Source organism: Mastigocladopsis repens PCC 10914 (assembly GCF_000315565.1).
GTDB lineage: Bacteria > Cyanobacteriota > Cyanobacteriia > Cyanobacteriales > Nostocaceae > Mastigocladopsis > Mastigocladopsis repens.
The window spans coordinates 833702-849610 of record NZ_JH992901.1 but is presented as its reverse complement, the minus strand read 5'-3'; the positions used below and the strand labels follow the sequence as shown (position 1 = coordinate 849610).

Sequence of the window (15909 nt, the reverse complement as noted above, 5' to 3'; positions counted from 1 at the left end):
AATCCGCGCCGCATCACAGCGCCAGAACAACCGCAAAATACCTCTTAGTTTAACACTGAAAAACCCTTGTCTCTTCAACAACTTAAGGGTAGAGTCGTCATCTTGGACTTTTGGACATAGTGTTGTATCAATTGCTTGCACATCTTGACAGAAAGAAAAATCCGTTAGTACTTTTTATTATCAAGATTTTCACTAACTTGATGTCAGCAAATTGGCAGAATACGCTATGAAGTGAGGTTAAATTATAAGGTGGACATGACTCACTTGATAACTGAAACTGAAGTTGTTATGGATGAAAAATTTACACCACTAGAATGTGATGATGATGTCGTACTTCTGGGAAAAGATTCCTTTAAAGTTAGTAGATTAAAAGAGTTGATTGAGGAAGAAATTAGAAATAAGTTGCAGCAGCATATTTATGAATACACGAGCTTATATCCTGGGGTTTCAATGCTGGAATTTTTAAGTAAACTCTCTATTGGTCAAAAAAAGATAAATTTAAGGGAGATTCAACACAATTATGTGACAGATTGTCAGCTTCTAAAGGTTGCTGGGCATGCGTGGCAGAAAGGAAAACTGAAAATTCAGATATGTACATCATCAGTCACACCCTATCACAATAAACTCTATTTGGAATTTTGTCCTGATGAACCTATTGAGCATGACTTTCTTTTAGATGAAATTTGTAAAATTATACAATCTGATAAATAATGAGTAGGGTGGGCACTGCCCACCTTAAGAAAATGTATTACAAAAATCTCAATGAACCCTATCTTACACATCACCCAACACGAACAATGGGAACAAGCAAAATTCGTAGGAACATATCGCGGTGATACTCTAGAGTTGGAAGGTTTTATCCACTGTTCGACACCAACGCAAGTCATCAAAGTGGCAAATGACTTGTTTCCCAAGCAAAAGGGATTGATACTTCTTTGTATTGACTCGGAGAAAGTTCAACCGGATATTCGCTATGAAGGTGTCGAGGGAGGCGAAATATTTCCTCATATTTATGGTGCTTTGAATATTGATGCTGTGTTCAAGGTTATTGACTTTGAACCTGGCGAAGATGGCTTGTTTACATTGCCAGAAGAAATCTGAGTATACGAATGCAATTTTATAAAAAAAATAATTTTATATAACCCTAAAAAATAATAGGATAAAAACTATTGAAAATAACCGAAACTCTATTTAAATAGTGTATACATTCAGACATCCTCTAAGGTAGGACACGAAGGAAGAGAGGAGGAGAGATGGAAGAAAAGGGATTTGATGTGGGGGAATATGTGGATTTAATGGCTTTGTTGTTAGATTTGCAATTAAGGGATGAGTATCGAGATGGGGTAGTGGCAAATTTTGAGAGAATTAAAGTTATTGCCCAAGTTGTCAATGAGTTTCCCTTGCTAGAGACAATTGAAGCAGCGTCTGTTTTTGAGCCATGAATTTAGAACAAGCTGATGCAATAGCAATAGCTGCTGCTGTGCGGGAAGGTAAAGTTAGCGCGGTGCAAGTTGCCAAAGCTGCTTTGCAAAGAATTGCAGTACGGGACAATGAACTCAATTGTTTTACAACTGTAACTGGTGAAACTGCTTTGGCACAAGCAGAAAGAATTGATAGAGAAATTGCCCAAGGTAAAGATCCAGGTTCTTTGGCTGGTGTACCTTTCGCCGTCAAAAACCTTTTCGATATCGCTGGGTTAACCACTCTTGCAGGTGCAAAAATCAACGCAGAAAACCCTCCAGCAACTCAGGATGCAACAGCAGTCGTAAGGTTGAAACAAGCGGGTGCGGTACTGGTAGGCGCTTTAAATATGGATGAGTACGCCTACGGCTTCGTGACGGAAAATTTTCACTATGGTGCTACCCATAATCCCCATGATTTAAAGCGGATAGCTGGTGGTTCATCGGGTGGTTCGGCGGCGGCTGTTGCAGCTGGTTTGGTTCCGTTGACGCTAGGTTCTGATACTAACGGTTCCATCCGCGTCCCTGCGGCTTTATGTGGTGTTTTTGGCTTGAAGCCCACTTATGGACGATTATCTCGTGCTGGGGTAGCACTATTTTCCAGCAGTTTAGACCACATCGGAGCGTTTGCCCGTTCACTACGGGATATTGCTATCGCGTTTGATGTACTTCAGGGAGAAGATGAACGTGATCGAGTTTGTACGAAACACCCACCTATAGAGACATTGTATGCAACGTCTCTACACAATATTGATGGTATAAGAATTGCTATTGCAGGTGATTATTTCATCCAAGGGGCAAGTCCTGAAGCATTGGAAGCAGTACAAAAGGTCGGTGATGCTTTGGGCATAACTGAGTATGTCACAATACCCGAAGCACATCGCGCCCGTGCAGCAGCGTTTGTGATCACAGCTTGTGAGGGGGCGAATTTGCATTTGGAGAAATTGCGATCGCGTCCCCAAGATTTTGATCCGGCGACACGCGATCGCTTTATTGCCGGTGCTTTAATACCTAGTAGCTGGTACATTCAAGCGCAACGGTTTAGAAAATGGTATAAAGATAGAGTTCGGGAAGTCTTTCAAAAGCTAGATGTCATTCTTGCCCCAACGGCACCGATCTCTGCACCGTTTATTGGTCAACAAACCATGATTATAGATGGTGAAGAAATTCTCGTTCGTCCGCATTTAGGACTATTCACTCAACCATTATCTTTTATTGGCGTGCCTGTTTTATCAGTACCAATTCAGCGTCCAAATGCTTTACCTTTGGGCGTACAGTTGATAGCTGCACCATATAATGAAGCACTCATTTTACGAGTTGCAGCTGTGTTGGAGGCAAAGGGTGTCATCTCAGCAGTTGTTGTGTAATAACTCTGAACTCCTGAAGTACCACGTCTTTACAATAAGCTATTCCACCAAACCGTGCTTAATCGCAAAACGCACCAATTCCGCTCGGTTGCTGGTAACAGTTTTTCTTAATAAACTGCTAACGTACTTTTCTACAGTCCTGGGACTGAGATGTAACTGCTGACCCATTTCAGCATTAGAAAGACCATGAGTCAAAAGTTCTAGGACTTCCTGCTCTCTTGGGGTTAATTCAGAAAGCATTTGGGATTTCTGAATATCGGTCAACTGAGAGTGATGGCTATCTAGCGATTTTGTTGGGGTGGAAGTTCCCAAATTGTCTTGATGAGAAAAACGGTACTCCGATTGAATGATTTGCGCTCGCTCCAGAAGATTGCGAATTGCTGCTGCTAACTCTTCTAGTTCAAAAGGCTTGGGCAAGTACAAATCGCATCCTGACTGATAGCCTAGGATTCGTTCCTGGGTTTTGGTTCGCGCTGTTAGTAAAATGACGGGTAACAAACGGAACCCAGGTTGTTGACGCACTCGCCGCACCAGTTCATATCCATTCATTCGTGGCATGACGATATCAGTGACTATCAAATCAGGATGGTACTCCTCCACCATCGCCAATGCCTCTTGACCGTCATCAGCTGTAATCACCGAGTAGCCAGACAGTTCAAGATAATCGCTGATAGACAGACGAGTGCCCAAGTCGTCATCCACTACAAGGATCGTCAAGGGCATGGATCGTACACCCCTAGCATTTTTTACTAAGAAGTTTGCTTTTGTAAGCACTGTAACTAAACACAAGTAAGAATAGTACTCTTATGTCTCATACTATGACAGGATTACCAACTGATAACTCCCTAATAGCTGATTTAGAAAGTCAATGTTAAATCCCTATAGGTTAACAATATTAAACTCACCACCACCCGACTATACCTTAAGACACACCTAGCTGTATAATTAATGACATTTCTTGGTTAGAGTAGCATTGAATAGGATGTGAGTTGAAAAAAACCTAGATATAGAGTTTGGACAAATCAAAGATAGGACTTACGACGTGAGAACGAAATTGTGTGATTCTGAGCGTAGCAACAGTGAGGCGTAGGCATTAATGCTTAGATTTTCACCAAATGTTACCATACCCGACTCTTGCTTGAAGCCACGCTCCGCGCATCTATGCTACACGCAGCTTGCCTTCGAGTAAAGCGAAGGGTTTTGCTTAAAAGGACAATTTAGGTTTGTGTAAGTCAACAGAAACGACAAGAATCTATTTCTTATCGCTTTGAATGTTGTACATAAGAGGTAGCTCTGTCTTGTGAAAGTTTTTTCCTGGCTTTGCAAACCAACTATTGCTAATATCTCTCTAAAACTCTCTTGTTTACTACCCTCTATAGTCATATTTTGTGTTTTTCCTTAATAGTGTTCCAGTTGATCAACTTAAGAGATTTTGGATAGCTTTGTACATTCTGGGGCATAGGGTAAAGTAACAAAAGCTTTATGTCTCCCATGTAATCACTATAGCGGTTTGCAATTGGGTGAAGTACACAAAGAAATAATGAACCACCGATGGACGAGCCAGCGCCTTGCACAGAGAAGTTGCAAGGAGGGTTTCCCTCCTTTGCAAACTGAGCGCTTTGCGTACGCTGCGCGTTAGCAAAGCTCCTCCGCAGGATGCACGGGGGGTTCCCCCCCAACCCCCCGTTGTGGCGACTGGCGTACAGATGCACACAGATAAATTTGTACTTCATTCAAGTGAGAAGCGCTATATTATGTGGTTAAGACTCGCCTTTGTTTTACCGCTCCAAAATCGTTGACATGAAAATTCATGGATCGAAAACGCTGCTTGATATCAGTAGGCTATACCTTGGTAGGTGTGAGTTTATGAGTGCTTGGAAAAGCTACAAGATTTTTCTAAGTAAAGTTTCCCTCCTTTTATCAGCCGACAAGAAGATTACAAGGATAAATACTCATCGTTGTCAGAACAGAAATTCGGGATTAGCAACTTCTTCCCATATTTAACAGCAGGTGTATTATCGTCTCACCAAAATCAGAAAAGAGTGATATTTTTAGGTCAGACTGGGAGAATTTTCATAGCTTAAACTTTTATATGCTAAGGTTTTGAGAGTATTTCTCAATTGGCTACCCGACAAAAGTGTTCAGAGGTTGTCATCCTTGTAAAGCAAGCATTCTGAATTTTTTCATCACCAAAGGGACGCACAAAGGGATAACAAGATTGAGCTAGACCCGATCTGATAATATTTATGAAACTCCCCAGAGTAAATCACTTATGGGTAAAAAGTAGGCATTCTCCCCACCACATCTATAATTAAATGTGATTTGTCATTCAAAGCATACGTGGACAATAGATTATGACAGGAAAAGGACAGGGATTTGGCTTTGGCTTGGGAAAGATGAAAGAACTGGCTGACGCCTTTAAAAAAGCGCAGCAAGTTCAAGAAGGCGCAAAGCGACTCCAAGAAGAATTGGAGCAAATGGAGATTCAAGGAGAGGCTGGCGGTGGTCTAGTTAAAGTCATTGTTAGCGGTAACCAAGAACCTAGGCGTGTGGACATCTCTCCAGACGCATTAAACGAAGGAGCAGAAGTCCTTTCCGATCTCCTAACAGCAGCAATGAAAGACGCTTATAACAAGTCCACGACAACAATGCGCGAACGCATGGAAGAATTGACCAGTGGGCTGGAGCTTCCAGGATTTTAGTCATTAGTTATTTGTCATTAGTCTTATGCTAATGACAAAAGACTGTGAATATTTATGCCTTACAAGCTACTGTTTGTCTGCCTAGGGAACATCTGCCGCTCTCCAGCGGCAGAAAACATAATGAACTATTTGATAGAGCAGGCTGGATTGAGCGATCGCATTATATGCGACTCTGCTGGGACATCTAGTTATCATATTGGTAGCCCACCTGATTCACGCATGAATGCTGCAGCGCTTCAAAAGCTGCAAATTAAATTGCGTGGGAAAGCACGCCAATTTCAAAAGTTTGACTTTGAAAACTTTGATTTTATTTTGGCGATGGATCGAGAGAATTATGAGGCTATCCTCTATATTGACCCAACTGGAAAATATCACCAGAAAGTACACTTGATATGTGACTTTTGCACTAGGCACAACCTCAAGGAAGTCCCAGATCCTTATTATGGTGGTACAGAGGGATTTAATCTGGTGATTGACCTACTCGTCGATGCTTGTGAAGGTCTGCTAAGACACCTTTGTAGCCAACAATCGGACTTGTAAGAGCTTGCTGTTGGGATGAGAGGTTCGTTTTTGAATTTCCAAGGCAGGATATGACTGCACTCCTCTATAATCCCCCTTTTTAGGGGAGATTATAGAGGAGTGACCTTAGGGGTGTTATGGAAATTATCAGTAATTAATAGGACTTGATATTATTCAGCAAGCGGCTTGAAACTCTCCCATCATTTTCACTTCTGGCTCTAACACAATAGACCAACGTTCTTGTACCTGATGCTGGACGTGACGGATAAGATTGAAAATATCCCAAGCACTAGCCCCACCACAGTTGACGATAAAATTAGCGTGCCGTTGTGCAACTTGAGCTTTGCCAATTTGGTAGCCTTTAAGTCCCGTTTGTTCAATTAACCAGCCTGCGGCGTAAGGTTTGGGATTGCGGAACACGCTGCCACAACTGGGCAAGTGATAAGGTTGAGTGTTCAGTCGATGCTGTTTGTGTTGTTTAGTAGCTGCCAAAACTTTGACCGGATCTGCCCCTGGTTGGAGTTGAAAAGTGGCTTGGGTGAGTATGCGATCGCTTCCTTGCAGGCAAGAGGTGCGGTAGCTGTAGCTCAACTGTTCGCGGCTGAGAGTTTCCACTGAACCATTAGGTAAAACTACCTGAGCGTTGACTAAGATATCTGCGATACAACTATTGTGTGCTCCTGCATTCATAACCACAGCACCCCCAATAGTTCCAGGGATACCAACAGCCCACTCCAATCCTTGCCATCCCCGCTCTGCTGCCTCCCATGCCAAGGCTGGAATTGGTTCTCCTGCGGCTACAGTCAATTGACCTGTTTCTTGGTCAAAATGGCTATGGCGCAGATGACGAGTCACGATAACTAAACCTGGCATACCACAATCACTAACGAGCAAGTTAGAACCTGCTCCCAGTATTGTTACTGGTAATTCATGTGTTTGAGCATATTGAATACTTGCTTGCAGACCTTCTAGGTTTCGGGGGGCAACACACCACTGCGCCGGACCGCCAACCCTGTAGGAAGTATACGCTGCCAGCGAAACTTGAGATTTAATAACGCAATCAGTGCCTGATAAATAAATTTCCTTACTTTCGATGGAATTATTAGATGTTAGTTGTCTGCTGTTTGTCATGCCAGAAACTTTGCAGACATTTGCAACTGCCTGGGAGATAGTCATATTTTCTAAAATTAGCTGAATTTTGATGTTCATATGTCGTAAAAATACGACACTAGCGAGAAGCAATGTAACTATTGCTAGATGGACACTATGCAATTGAAGGAAATAATCTTGCAAAGCAAGCCCTACTCCCTCTCGCTCTTGTAAGAAACCTCCCTTAGGAAGTTGCCTTAGCTGGCGAGCATTGTGTCGCCATGACTTCGGGAATCACTTGATTGAGATTCCCCGCTCCCAGAAACAGCGCCAAGTCTCCATGATGCAGAGTTTGCTGTAAGTACTCGCAAACTGAGGCTAAAGTTGGTTGGTATATCACCTGCGAATGCTGTTTAGCAACTTCACTTGTTAGTTTTTCACCACTGACTTGCCCCAAATTTGGCTCGCCTGCACTGTAAATGTCAGTGAGGACAACTAAATCAGCATGACTAAACGACTGAGCAAATTCCTCTAGAAAGGTAAGCGTCCGACTATAGCGATGGGGTTGGAAGATGGCAACGACTCTCTGCCCTGGTCTTGCCTGTAGGCGTGCAGCAGCGAGAGTAGCGCGAATCTCACTGGGGTGATGGGCGTAGTCATCAATGAAAGTAATGCCATTGGCTTCACCCCGGAATTCAAACCGACGTCTTGCGCCTTCAAAGGTAGCAAGACCCTTAGCAATTTCTCCAAATTCTAAGCCCAATATCCGACCAACCGCCACTGCTGCTAGAGCATTGCTAAGGTTGTGCTTGCTAAGTAGGCGCAAGTTCAACACACCCATAGCCTTGCCCCTTTCCCATACAAGAGCTGTGGTGCCATCGGCTCTGTAGTCTACATTCGTGACGCTATAATCAGCGCCAGTATCAGGATATAGGCTATAGGTAATCGTTGGTTGTAAGCGATCGCGTACAGTCGTGCAATCAATGCTACCGATCAGAGTTTTACAGCCTTTTGCAAATGTCTGAAAGATTTCGACCACTTCTTCTAACGTACCGTAGTGGTCGGGATGGTCTAGTTCTATGTTGGTAATAATGCCTATTTCCGGGCTATGTTTGACCAGCGAACCATCTGATTCATCTGCTTCTGCCACCAAATATTGACTTTCCCCCAAGCGGGCATTCCCTTCCCAAGCTTTGACTTCTCCACCTACTAAAATTGTTGGATCAACACCAGCTTGGAGTAGCATATAGCCGATCATGCTACTTGTTGTTGTTTTTCCGTGGGTTCCTGCTACAGCAATGCTATTATATTCGGCAATTAAAGCTGCCAGTACATCAGACCGATGGAAAATTGGGCAACCTAATTCTAATGCAGCTTTGTACTCTAAATTAGTTGTGTTAATCGCTGTTGAACAAATAACTTGAGGTAGTTTTGCTTTATCAAAAGCAGGTAATTCTTCTTGAGTGTTTAATACTAATCCATTTGGCTGAGAATGAGGACGAAAGAATTCGAGATTACTTGCCTGTTGTTTACCAAAAATGTGAGTTCCGATAGATTCTAAGTGTCGAGTAATATGGTTTGGACGAAGATCCGAACCTGATACTGGCAAATTACGCTTTGTTAGCACATACGCTAAAGCAGACATCCCTATGCCGCCAATACCAATAAAATGAAACGGTCGACCGCTAAAGTCTACTATATTTTTCATTGATTTCTCCTCTATCACCACACCACACAATCATCTTAAATGACACGCGTATCATAACAGGAATTCGATTTTTACCGATACTGCCTCTGTATACCTTTCATAACTGATAAGTTGGTTTTTTCAATGTTGTTTTTCTCATTCAAATTGATTTTACCCTTGCTAGTGATTTTTTCTCTTTCTCAACAGATATTATGTTTATTCTGAAAATTTCTGCCAGATCGGGAAATAAATAAATGATTGTAATTGTAAATACATATTTTGACCTGCCTTGCCAAAATTAGCTACAATAGTCTATTGGTCGATAGACTTCTTTGAAATTGAATAAAGCTTAGGCGTGAGTGGATGCAGCGATTGGCAATTTTCGGTGGCACTTTTGATCCAGTTCATTGGGGACACCTGCTTGTAGCCCAGACAGCTTTAGAACAAGTCCCTTTAGAACAGGTCATTTGGGTGCCCTCACAAAATCCTCCTCATAAACAAGCGGCTTTATTTGAACATCGCGTAGAGATGGTGCAACGGGCGACCACCGACAACCCAGGGTTTAGAGTATCACACGTGGAAAAAAGTCGCTCTGGAGCTTCTTATGCCATCAACACCCTGATTGACTTGTCTGCTGATTACCCCAACACTCACTGGTACTGGATTGTTGGTTTGGATACTTTTCAAACCTTACCTCGTTGGTATCGTGGACAGGAATTAGCACAATTGTGTGATTGGTTGATAGCACCCCGGCTCCCAGGTGGTGAGAATATAGCTCAAACTGAGTCAATCTGCAAGCAAGTGGCACAAAAACTGACAAAGCAGACAGTTGACATACACTGGCAATTATTGAATATCCCTTTAGTAGGACTTTCGTCAAGTCTTATTCGTAACTTTTGCCGATCTCGTCAATCAATTCGCTACTTAGTCCCAGAATCGGTCAGGCTTTATATTAATAGTCAAAACCTGTATATAAACGGGTAGGAAGAAAATCTTGAGAATCTAACACTTTATAGTTATAAATACTCCCCCCTTTGCGGTATGATCTGGGTCATCAGTAGCATTTCGTAAGGTATAAATCTACAGAGGGCAAGACGCTGTGATTAGAGTTGCAATTAACGGTTTCGGGCGCATCGGGCGTAACTTCATGCGTTGCTGGTTAGGTAGAGAGAATAGCAATATCGACCTTGTCGCTATCAACGACACATCCGACCCCAAAACCAATGCTCACCTGCTCAAGTATGACTCGATGCTAGGGAAGTTAAAGGATGTTGACATTACTGCCGATGATAACTCTATTATCGTTAACGGTAAGACCGTTAAGTGTGTATCTGACCGCAACCCAGATAACTTGCCCTGGAAAGACTGGGAAATAGACCTTATTATCGAAGCAACAGGGGTCTTTACTGCTAAAGAAGGGGCAATGAGGCATGTCAAAGCTGGTGCCAAGAAGGTTCTGATCACTGCCCCAGGAAAGAACGAAGATGGGACTTTTGTGATTGGCGTGAATCATCATGACTATGACCACGAAAAACACCATATCATCAGTAACGCTAGCTGTACCACAAACTGCTTAGCTCCCATTGCTAAGGTGTTGCATGAGAAATTCAACATCATCAAAGGCACCATGACCACCACTCACAGCTACACTGGCGACCAGCGCTTGCTAGACGCTTCTCACCGGGATGTGCGACGGGCGCGTGCTGCTGCAATCAACATTGTCCCTACCTCCACTGGTGCAGCAAAAGCCGTGGCATTGGTACTGCCAGACCTCAAAGGCAAGCTGAATGGCGTGGCGCTGCGCGTACCCACCCCAAACGTTTCGATGGTGGACTTTGTTATCCAGGTTGAAAAATCTACCATTGCTGAAGAGGTTAACCTAACCCTCAAAGAAGCTTCCCAAGGTCAACTTAAAGGGATTTTGGATTACAGCGAACTACCCCTGGTATCATCCGATTATCAGGGTACTGATGCCTCTTCAATTATTGATGCCAACTTGACATTTGTCATGGGCGGCGACTTGGTGAAAGTTATGGCTTGGTATGACAACGAGTGGGGCTACAGCCAGCGAGTTCTTGACTTGGCAGAGTTAGTCGCCGAAAAATGGTCTAAATAGTCATTTGTCATTTGTCCTTTGTGATTTGCAAAGGACAAAGGACAAGGGACTAATGATTAAAATGTTGAAATCCCCGATCAAGATTTAGAACTTGGTCGGGGAATTCTTCTGTTTGGTCACGCAAAATTACGCTTGACCCATCTGTAATTGTTCCCACAACAGCCGCACCGTTGCCAAGCTGTTTCACAAGAGAATAGGCTGGTTCTTGTGGCAAGCACAGCACTAACTCAAAGTCTTCGCCACCATATAAGGCATATTCCAGCGCTTGTTCTTTTGTCAGCCAGTGATTGAATTGGGTTGGTAAAGGAATTGAAATGCGTTCAACGACAGCACCAACACCACTAGCACGACAAATTTGCACGACAGCATCTGCTAAACCGTCGCTGCTATCCATACCAGCTACGCGGATTTGGGATGGTGGAGACGCGCCATGGCGAGCCAGCGCTGCGGGAGGGTTTCCCGACCCAGGCGACTGGCGTCGCGTCTGTACAATTTCCCCAAGAATTGGTAACACATCTAATCGGGGTTGGGGTCTTTGGTGCGCGTGAATTAATGCTATGCGATCGCTTTCACTAAGGTTTTGCTCTAATTCGGGATGCAGCAGCAATTTTAAGCCAGCAGATGACGCCCCATGAACACCTGTGACAACTATGGCATCTCCCACCCTAGCTTGATTGCGGCGAATGACACGTAACGGGTCAACTTGACCGAAAGCACAGATGGCTATCGTGGTTGTGGGCGATCGCACGATATCCCCGCCGACAATTGGGGTGCTATACTTTTGCAGGCATTGTGTCATTCCCTGGTATAATTCTTCTACCCAACTTACGGCAACATCACCAGGGAGTCCTAGTCCCACAGTAATTCCCAATGGGAAAGCCCCCATTGCTGCAAGATCTGATAAATTGGCGGCGGCTGCTCGCCAACCAGCATCTTCTCCAGAAGTGGTAATTTCACTGAAATGGATACCATCCACTAATACGTCACTTGTGACCACTAAAGATTGCCCAGGTTCAGTAGAAAGCACAGCCGCATCATCGCCAATAATTTCTGGGGGACAAAAGCTTTGCAATCTTTTTAAAAGACCTTGCTCGCCAATATCTCTAACTTGCTGAGAAGATAATTCACTGTTCACACTAAACCTATCTTGAAAATATCAAGAGTAATCAAAATGAAACCACAGATTAACACCAAATCCACATGGATACAGCACCTTGCAAGTAAATGAAGTACAACGCTGTCGTCTAAAAGCCAGACAGAAAGCCCTTTTTACTTCTGAGTTCTGAGTTCTGAGTTCTGAATTCTGCTGTAATTTATCTGTGTTAATCGGTGTGCATCTGTGGTTTTAAATATCCTTATATGGCTTTTGCAAGAAGTCTAGTAGCCTTTCAAATTAGCACAATTTTTGTGATAATGTACTTTACACGTTATGATTAACGATACCGTTTAGAAGTCGGTTTAGTTAGCATGAATTTTCACTAAAAACTTGATAAATTTATTACAAAAACTTCGCTATTCTCTCTACGGCAGTTTCCAACACAGGTGTGTCATGCACCAAAGCAAAGCGGACATATCCTTCTCCAAATTTGCCAAAGCCGGCACCAGGTGAGGCGGCTACCCCTGTTTTTTGGACAAGCTGGGTACAAAACTCGATAGAATTTTGACTCCATCGTTCTGGTAACTTTGCCCAGACATACATTGTTGCCTTGGGCACAGGAACATACCAATCAATCTGATGCAAAGCGCTGACAAAGGCATCTCGGCGTTGGCGGAAGGTCTGAACAGTGGCTTTGATACCGACTTGTGAACCAGTCAGGGCAGCTATAGCGCCGTTTAAAATTCCCAGATACTGATTAAAATCAACAGCTGCTTTTATTTGACGTAAGGCACGAATCAACTCGGCATTACCGATGGCATAGCCAATACGAAAGCCGCCCATATTGTAGGACTTAGAGAGCGTGAAAAATTCTATTGAGACGCTTTTGTCTGGATCAGCTTGCAGAATTGAAGGAGCAAGGGATTGGGGAGATGGGGAAGATGAGGGAGTTTTTTCTTCCCCTAGTCCCCTAGTCCCCTTGTCTCCTATGTCCCTAATTCCCTCAAAGACCAAATCTACATAAGGGAAATCGTGAACTAAAACAAGATTGTGTTGCTGACAAAAAGCAACAGCTTCCTGAAAGAAGGACAAAGGTGCGATCGCGGCTGTGGGATTATGAGGATAGCTTAGGATCATCATCCGCGACTGTGCTAAGACAGGCGTGGGAATATCTGCAAACACAGGCAGAAAACCGTTTTCTGCCCGTAGTGGCATCGGGTAAATTTGACCGTTGGCTAAGTAGACTCCCCCTGCATGGGAGGGATAACCCGGATCAAGTAATAGGGCGAAATCTCCGGGGTTGAGGACTGCTAGCGGTAAATGTGCTGTACCTTCTTGGGAACCGATCAGGGGGAGTACCTCAGTTTCGGGATTGATGGGAACACCAAATTTTTGCTCATACCAACTGGCTACTGCTTGGCGAAAGGCTTGCGTACCGTGAAATAGCAAGTAGCCGTGGGTACTTCGGTTGTGTAAAGATTGGGCGATCGCCTCAATGACGTGCGTCTCGGCTGGTAAATCAGAAGACCCCAGTGACAAATCAATTAACTCTTGTCCAGCAGCCAAAGCTTTTGCCTTGGCTTTATCCATATCAGCAAACACATTTGATTGCAGGGGTTGTAAACGTTTGGCAAACTGCATTTTTAGTCCTTTGTCCTTTGTCATTAGTCATTAGTCCTTAGTCCGTTGCTTTTGACTAAGGACTAATGACTAATTTAGATGAGAATCTAAGATGCTGAGTAATTTCTCTTTGCTAATGACTCCCTCAGTAGATATCAAAAGTTTATCTCCTTCAATAAGCCTGAGGGCAGGTACGCCTTCTACCTGGTACTGCTTGACGGTGACTGGGTTAGGATCAACTTCCATTTTTACCACTTTGAGGCGATCGCCGTAGGTGGTGGCTGCTGAGTTTACCAGTGGCGACATCAATTGACAAGGTCCGCACCAAGAAGCCCAAAAGTAAATCAATACTGGTTGATTGGCTTGCAACACTTCAGTCTCAAAGTCAGCATCAGTTATGGATATAACACCCTTACTCATGGCTATCCCCATCAGGTGGCATCGTTCAAAGTAGGCATACAAAATACTTTATCCCAATCTGTTAGCAGTCAACTACCTCAATTGACGAGCTTAGTGATGACTCAGTAAGCAAAATCCCACAACCGAGTGGCGTGGGATTGGCGCAAAACTTGTTTAATAGAAATTCTACATTTGGTCCAATTGCTTGCGTAGCGTATCCAACTCGGCATCAACCACTTCATTATTATTTGATTTTGGAGCGGTTGTTTGTTGCGGTAGTGCTTGTTGATTGGATGTACCTCCTGGTAAAGACATCTGCGCTTTCAAAGCTGCCAATTCATCATCAACATCGCTACTACCTTCCAATTGTGCAAATTGGCTTTCTAAATCTGCACCCGCCAACTCAGCTGCTGATTGGGCGCGGGCTTCTTGCATCAGAACTTTGTCTTCCATCCGCTCGAAAGCAGCCATTGCACTGCTGGTATTCATACCACGCACTGTACCTTGGAGTTGCTCTTGAGCCTTGGCGGCTGTAATCCGGGCTTTGAGCATATCTTTCTTGGTCTTTGCCTCAGAAATTTTGCTTTCGAGCTGGATTAAGTTACGCTTAAGAGTTTCAACTTGAGCGCTTTGCTGATCTAGACTTGCTTTGAGCGCACTTGATGTGTCACTAAAAGTCTTTTTACGCTCCAGTGCTTGTCTTGCTAGATTTTCATCACCTTTCTGTAGTGCTAGTTGGGCATTGCGTTGCCACTTATTGATTTCGTTTTGGGCGTCATTGTACTGTTTCTCAGTACGTTTTTGGGCGGCTATTGCCTGAGCAACACCCTGACGGAGCTGTACCAAGTCTTCCTGCATTTCCAGGATAGCTTGTTCCAGCATTTTTTCGGGGTCTTCGGCTTTATTGACCAGGTCATTGAGGTTGGCACTGACAACTCGCCTAATGCGATCAAATAATCCCATAACTTTTGTTTTTCCTTCTTCGATTTACGCGCTTAATTGGGCAGTTACCTTTTTTACTATTTCGTGGCTACCTATTTCAATGTAATCGTTCCGGTTTGGATTCGTCTGACCTCACCAGTCCTTATTCTTTTAAGATACGCTCCAAATTCAGTCATTGCCCAATATTTATAAATCTGGAGGTTTGGGTAACGGGTACTGTTGTATTTTTGCGGAATCGCTGGAAAGCTGCGCTTTCATGGCTGCTATTTCTGCATCAACATCATTTCCCTCTTCCAAAGACGCAAATTGCTGTTGCAAATCATCTGTACTAGTCACAGCGATCGCTTCTGTTTGGGCTTCTAGCTGCAAAACTTTTTCTTCCATACGCTCAAAAGCTTTTATGTTATCTACGCTGGAAGTCCCACCCAACATTTCTTGGAGTTTATATGACGCTTCAGCAGAACGAGCGCGAGCAATATACATATCTTTTTTTGTTTTTGCTTCGGTAATTTTTAGCTCTAGCGTCCGCATATCCTTTTTGAGCCTCTCCACGACAGCGTTTTGTTGGTCTTTTTGAGTGGCAAGGGCAACAGATGTTTCTTGGTAGGCTCGGCGTTTGGTCAAAGCTTCCCTTGCTAGAGGTTCATTACCTTGTTGTAAAGCCAGTTGAGCGCGGCGATACCATTCTTGGGCTGTAGACTGAGCATTAGCCGTTTGTCGTTCGGTGCGCTTTTGGGTTGCGATCGCCTGGGCGACCGCTTGTCGCAATTGCACCAGATTCTCTTGCATTTCCAAGACAGTTTGTTCCAGAATCTTTTCTGGATCTTCCGTACCCACAACCAAACTATTGAGGTTTGCGCGAATTAAGCGCATCATACGGTCAATCAGTCCCATGTCGGCCCTCCCCTCCAT

The 15909-nt window shown here is 43.8% G+C and carries 16 protein-coding genes; 8 read left to right on the top strand and 8 right to left on the bottom strand.

From position 1 onward, the window contains the following. Positions 1 to 288 precede the first annotated feature (288 nt). The 4 genes from MAS10914_RS0106090 to MAS10914_RS0106075 all read left to right on the top strand — a co-directional run bounded on the left by MAS10914_RS0106090 (position 289) and on the right by MAS10914_RS0106075 (position 2827). A complete protein-coding gene (locus tag MAS10914_RS0106090) occupies positions 289 to 711 on the top strand; it encodes a KGK domain-containing protein (RefSeq protein WP_026082360.1) in 423 nt (140 codons plus the stop codon). 51 nt (positions 712 to 762) lie between these two features. Further along, positions 763 to 1101 (top strand): DUF952 domain-containing protein, encoded by a 339-nt coding sequence (locus MAS10914_RS0106085; protein ID WP_017315019.1) that lies wholly within the window; start codon positions 763 to 765, stop codon positions 1099 to 1101. 152 nt (positions 1102 to 1253) lie between these two features. After that, positions 1254 to 1442 carry a DUF4089 domain-containing protein gene (locus tag MAS10914_RS0106080; RefSeq protein WP_017315018.1) on the top strand — a complete coding sequence of 63 codons (189 nt, stop codon included), beginning with the start codon at positions 1254 to 1256 and terminating at the stop codon, positions 1440 to 1442. Further along, entirely contained in the window at positions 1439 to 2827 is a 1389-nt protein-coding gene (locus MAS10914_RS0106075; protein ID WP_017315017.1) for an AtzE family amidohydrolase, read from the top strand. Before MAS10914_RS0106080 ends, MAS10914_RS0106075 begins: the two co-directional genes overlap by 4 nt. Positions 2828 to 2866: 39 nt before the next feature. Here the strand turns inward: MAS10914_RS0106075 and MAS10914_RS0106070 are convergent, their stop codons facing one another. Continuing rightward, positions 2867 to 3550 carry a response regulator transcription factor gene (locus MAS10914_RS0106070; RefSeq protein WP_017315016.1) on the bottom strand — a complete coding sequence of 228 codons (684 nt, stop codon included), beginning with the start codon at positions 3548 to 3550 and terminating at the stop codon, positions 2867 to 2869. A gap of 1631 nt (positions 3551 to 5181) precedes the next feature. Here MAS10914_RS0106070 and MAS10914_RS0106065 point away from each other — a divergent pair. Together MAS10914_RS0106065 and MAS10914_RS0106060 are read left to right on the top strand one after the other, a co-directional pair. Further along, the gene (locus MAS10914_RS0106065) at positions 5182 to 5529 is read left to right on the top strand and encodes a YbaB/EbfC family nucleoid-associated protein (RefSeq protein WP_017315015.1); all 348 of its coding nucleotides are present in this window, start codon (positions 5182 to 5184) and stop codon (positions 5527 to 5529) included. A 54-nt stretch (positions 5530 to 5583) separates the two neighbouring features. Continuing rightward, on the top strand, positions 5584 to 6069 hold the full coding sequence (locus tag MAS10914_RS0106060) for a low molecular weight protein-tyrosine-phosphatase (protein ID WP_071599801.1): 486 nt from the start codon (positions 5584 to 5586) through the stop codon (positions 6067 to 6069). A gap of 153 nt (positions 6070 to 6222) precedes the next feature. Here the strand turns inward: MAS10914_RS0106060 and murB are convergent, their stop codons facing one another. Together murB and murC are read right to left on the bottom strand one after the other, a co-directional pair. Continuing rightward, positions 6223 to 7224 (bottom strand): UDP-N-acetylmuramate dehydrogenase, encoded by a 1002-nt coding sequence (gene murB, locus MAS10914_RS0106055; protein WP_026082359.1) that lies wholly within the window; start codon positions 7222 to 7224, stop codon positions 6223 to 6225. Between the two features lie 157 nt (positions 7225 to 7381). Next, positions 7382 to 8845, bottom strand: a complete 1464-nt coding sequence (murC, locus tag MAS10914_RS0106050) for a UDP-N-acetylmuramate--L-alanine ligase (protein ID WP_017315012.1) — start codon at positions 8843 to 8845, stop codon at positions 7382 to 7384. A 342-nt stretch (positions 8846 to 9187) separates the two neighbouring features. On the opposite strand from murC, the gene nadD reads away from it, so the two are divergent. Further along, complete coding sequence (gene nadD, locus MAS10914_RS0106045) at positions 9188 to 9808, top strand: nicotinate (nicotinamide) nucleotide adenylyltransferase (RefSeq protein WP_017315011.1); 621 nt, start codon at positions 9188 to 9190, stop codon at positions 9806 to 9808. 115 nt (positions 9809 to 9923) lie between these two features. Further along, entirely contained in the window at positions 9924 to 10940 is a 1017-nt protein-coding gene (locus tag MAS10914_RS0106040; RefSeq protein ID WP_026082358.1) for a type I glyceraldehyde-3-phosphate dehydrogenase, read from the top strand. A 49-nt stretch (positions 10941 to 10989) separates the two neighbouring features. On the opposite strand, the gene thiL is transcribed toward MAS10914_RS0106040, so the two are convergent. The 5 genes from thiL to MAS10914_RS0106015 form a co-directional block, all read right to left on the bottom strand. Then, positions 10990 to 12075, bottom strand: a complete 1086-nt coding sequence (gene thiL, locus MAS10914_RS0106035) for a thiamine-phosphate kinase (protein ID WP_017315009.1) — start codon at positions 12073 to 12075, stop codon at positions 10990 to 10992. A 363-nt stretch (positions 12076 to 12438) separates the two neighbouring features. Further along, positions 12439 to 13677: an LL-diaminopimelate aminotransferase gene (locus MAS10914_RS0106030; protein ID WP_026082357.1), complete on the bottom strand. Its 1239-nt coding sequence runs from the start codon at positions 13675 to 13677 to the stop codon at positions 12439 to 12441. 69 nt (positions 13678 to 13746) lie between these two features. Next, positions 13747 to 14076, bottom strand: coding sequence for a thioredoxin family protein (locus MAS10914_RS0106025; RefSeq protein ID WP_026082356.1), 330 nt, complete (start codon positions 14074 to 14076; stop codon positions 13747 to 13749). Positions 14077 to 14241: 165 nt separating this feature from the next. Beyond that, the gene (locus tag MAS10914_RS0106020) at positions 14242 to 15018 is read right to left on the bottom strand and encodes a PspA/IM30 family protein (protein WP_017315006.1); all 777 of its coding nucleotides are present in this window, start codon (positions 15016 to 15018) and stop codon (positions 14242 to 14244) included. A 165-nt stretch (positions 15019 to 15183) separates the two neighbouring features. Then, positions 15184 to 15891, bottom strand: a complete 708-nt coding sequence (locus MAS10914_RS0106015) for a PspA/IM30 family protein (RefSeq protein ID WP_017315005.1) — start codon at positions 15889 to 15891, stop codon at positions 15184 to 15186. Positions 15892 to 15909: the final 18 nt, after the last annotated feature.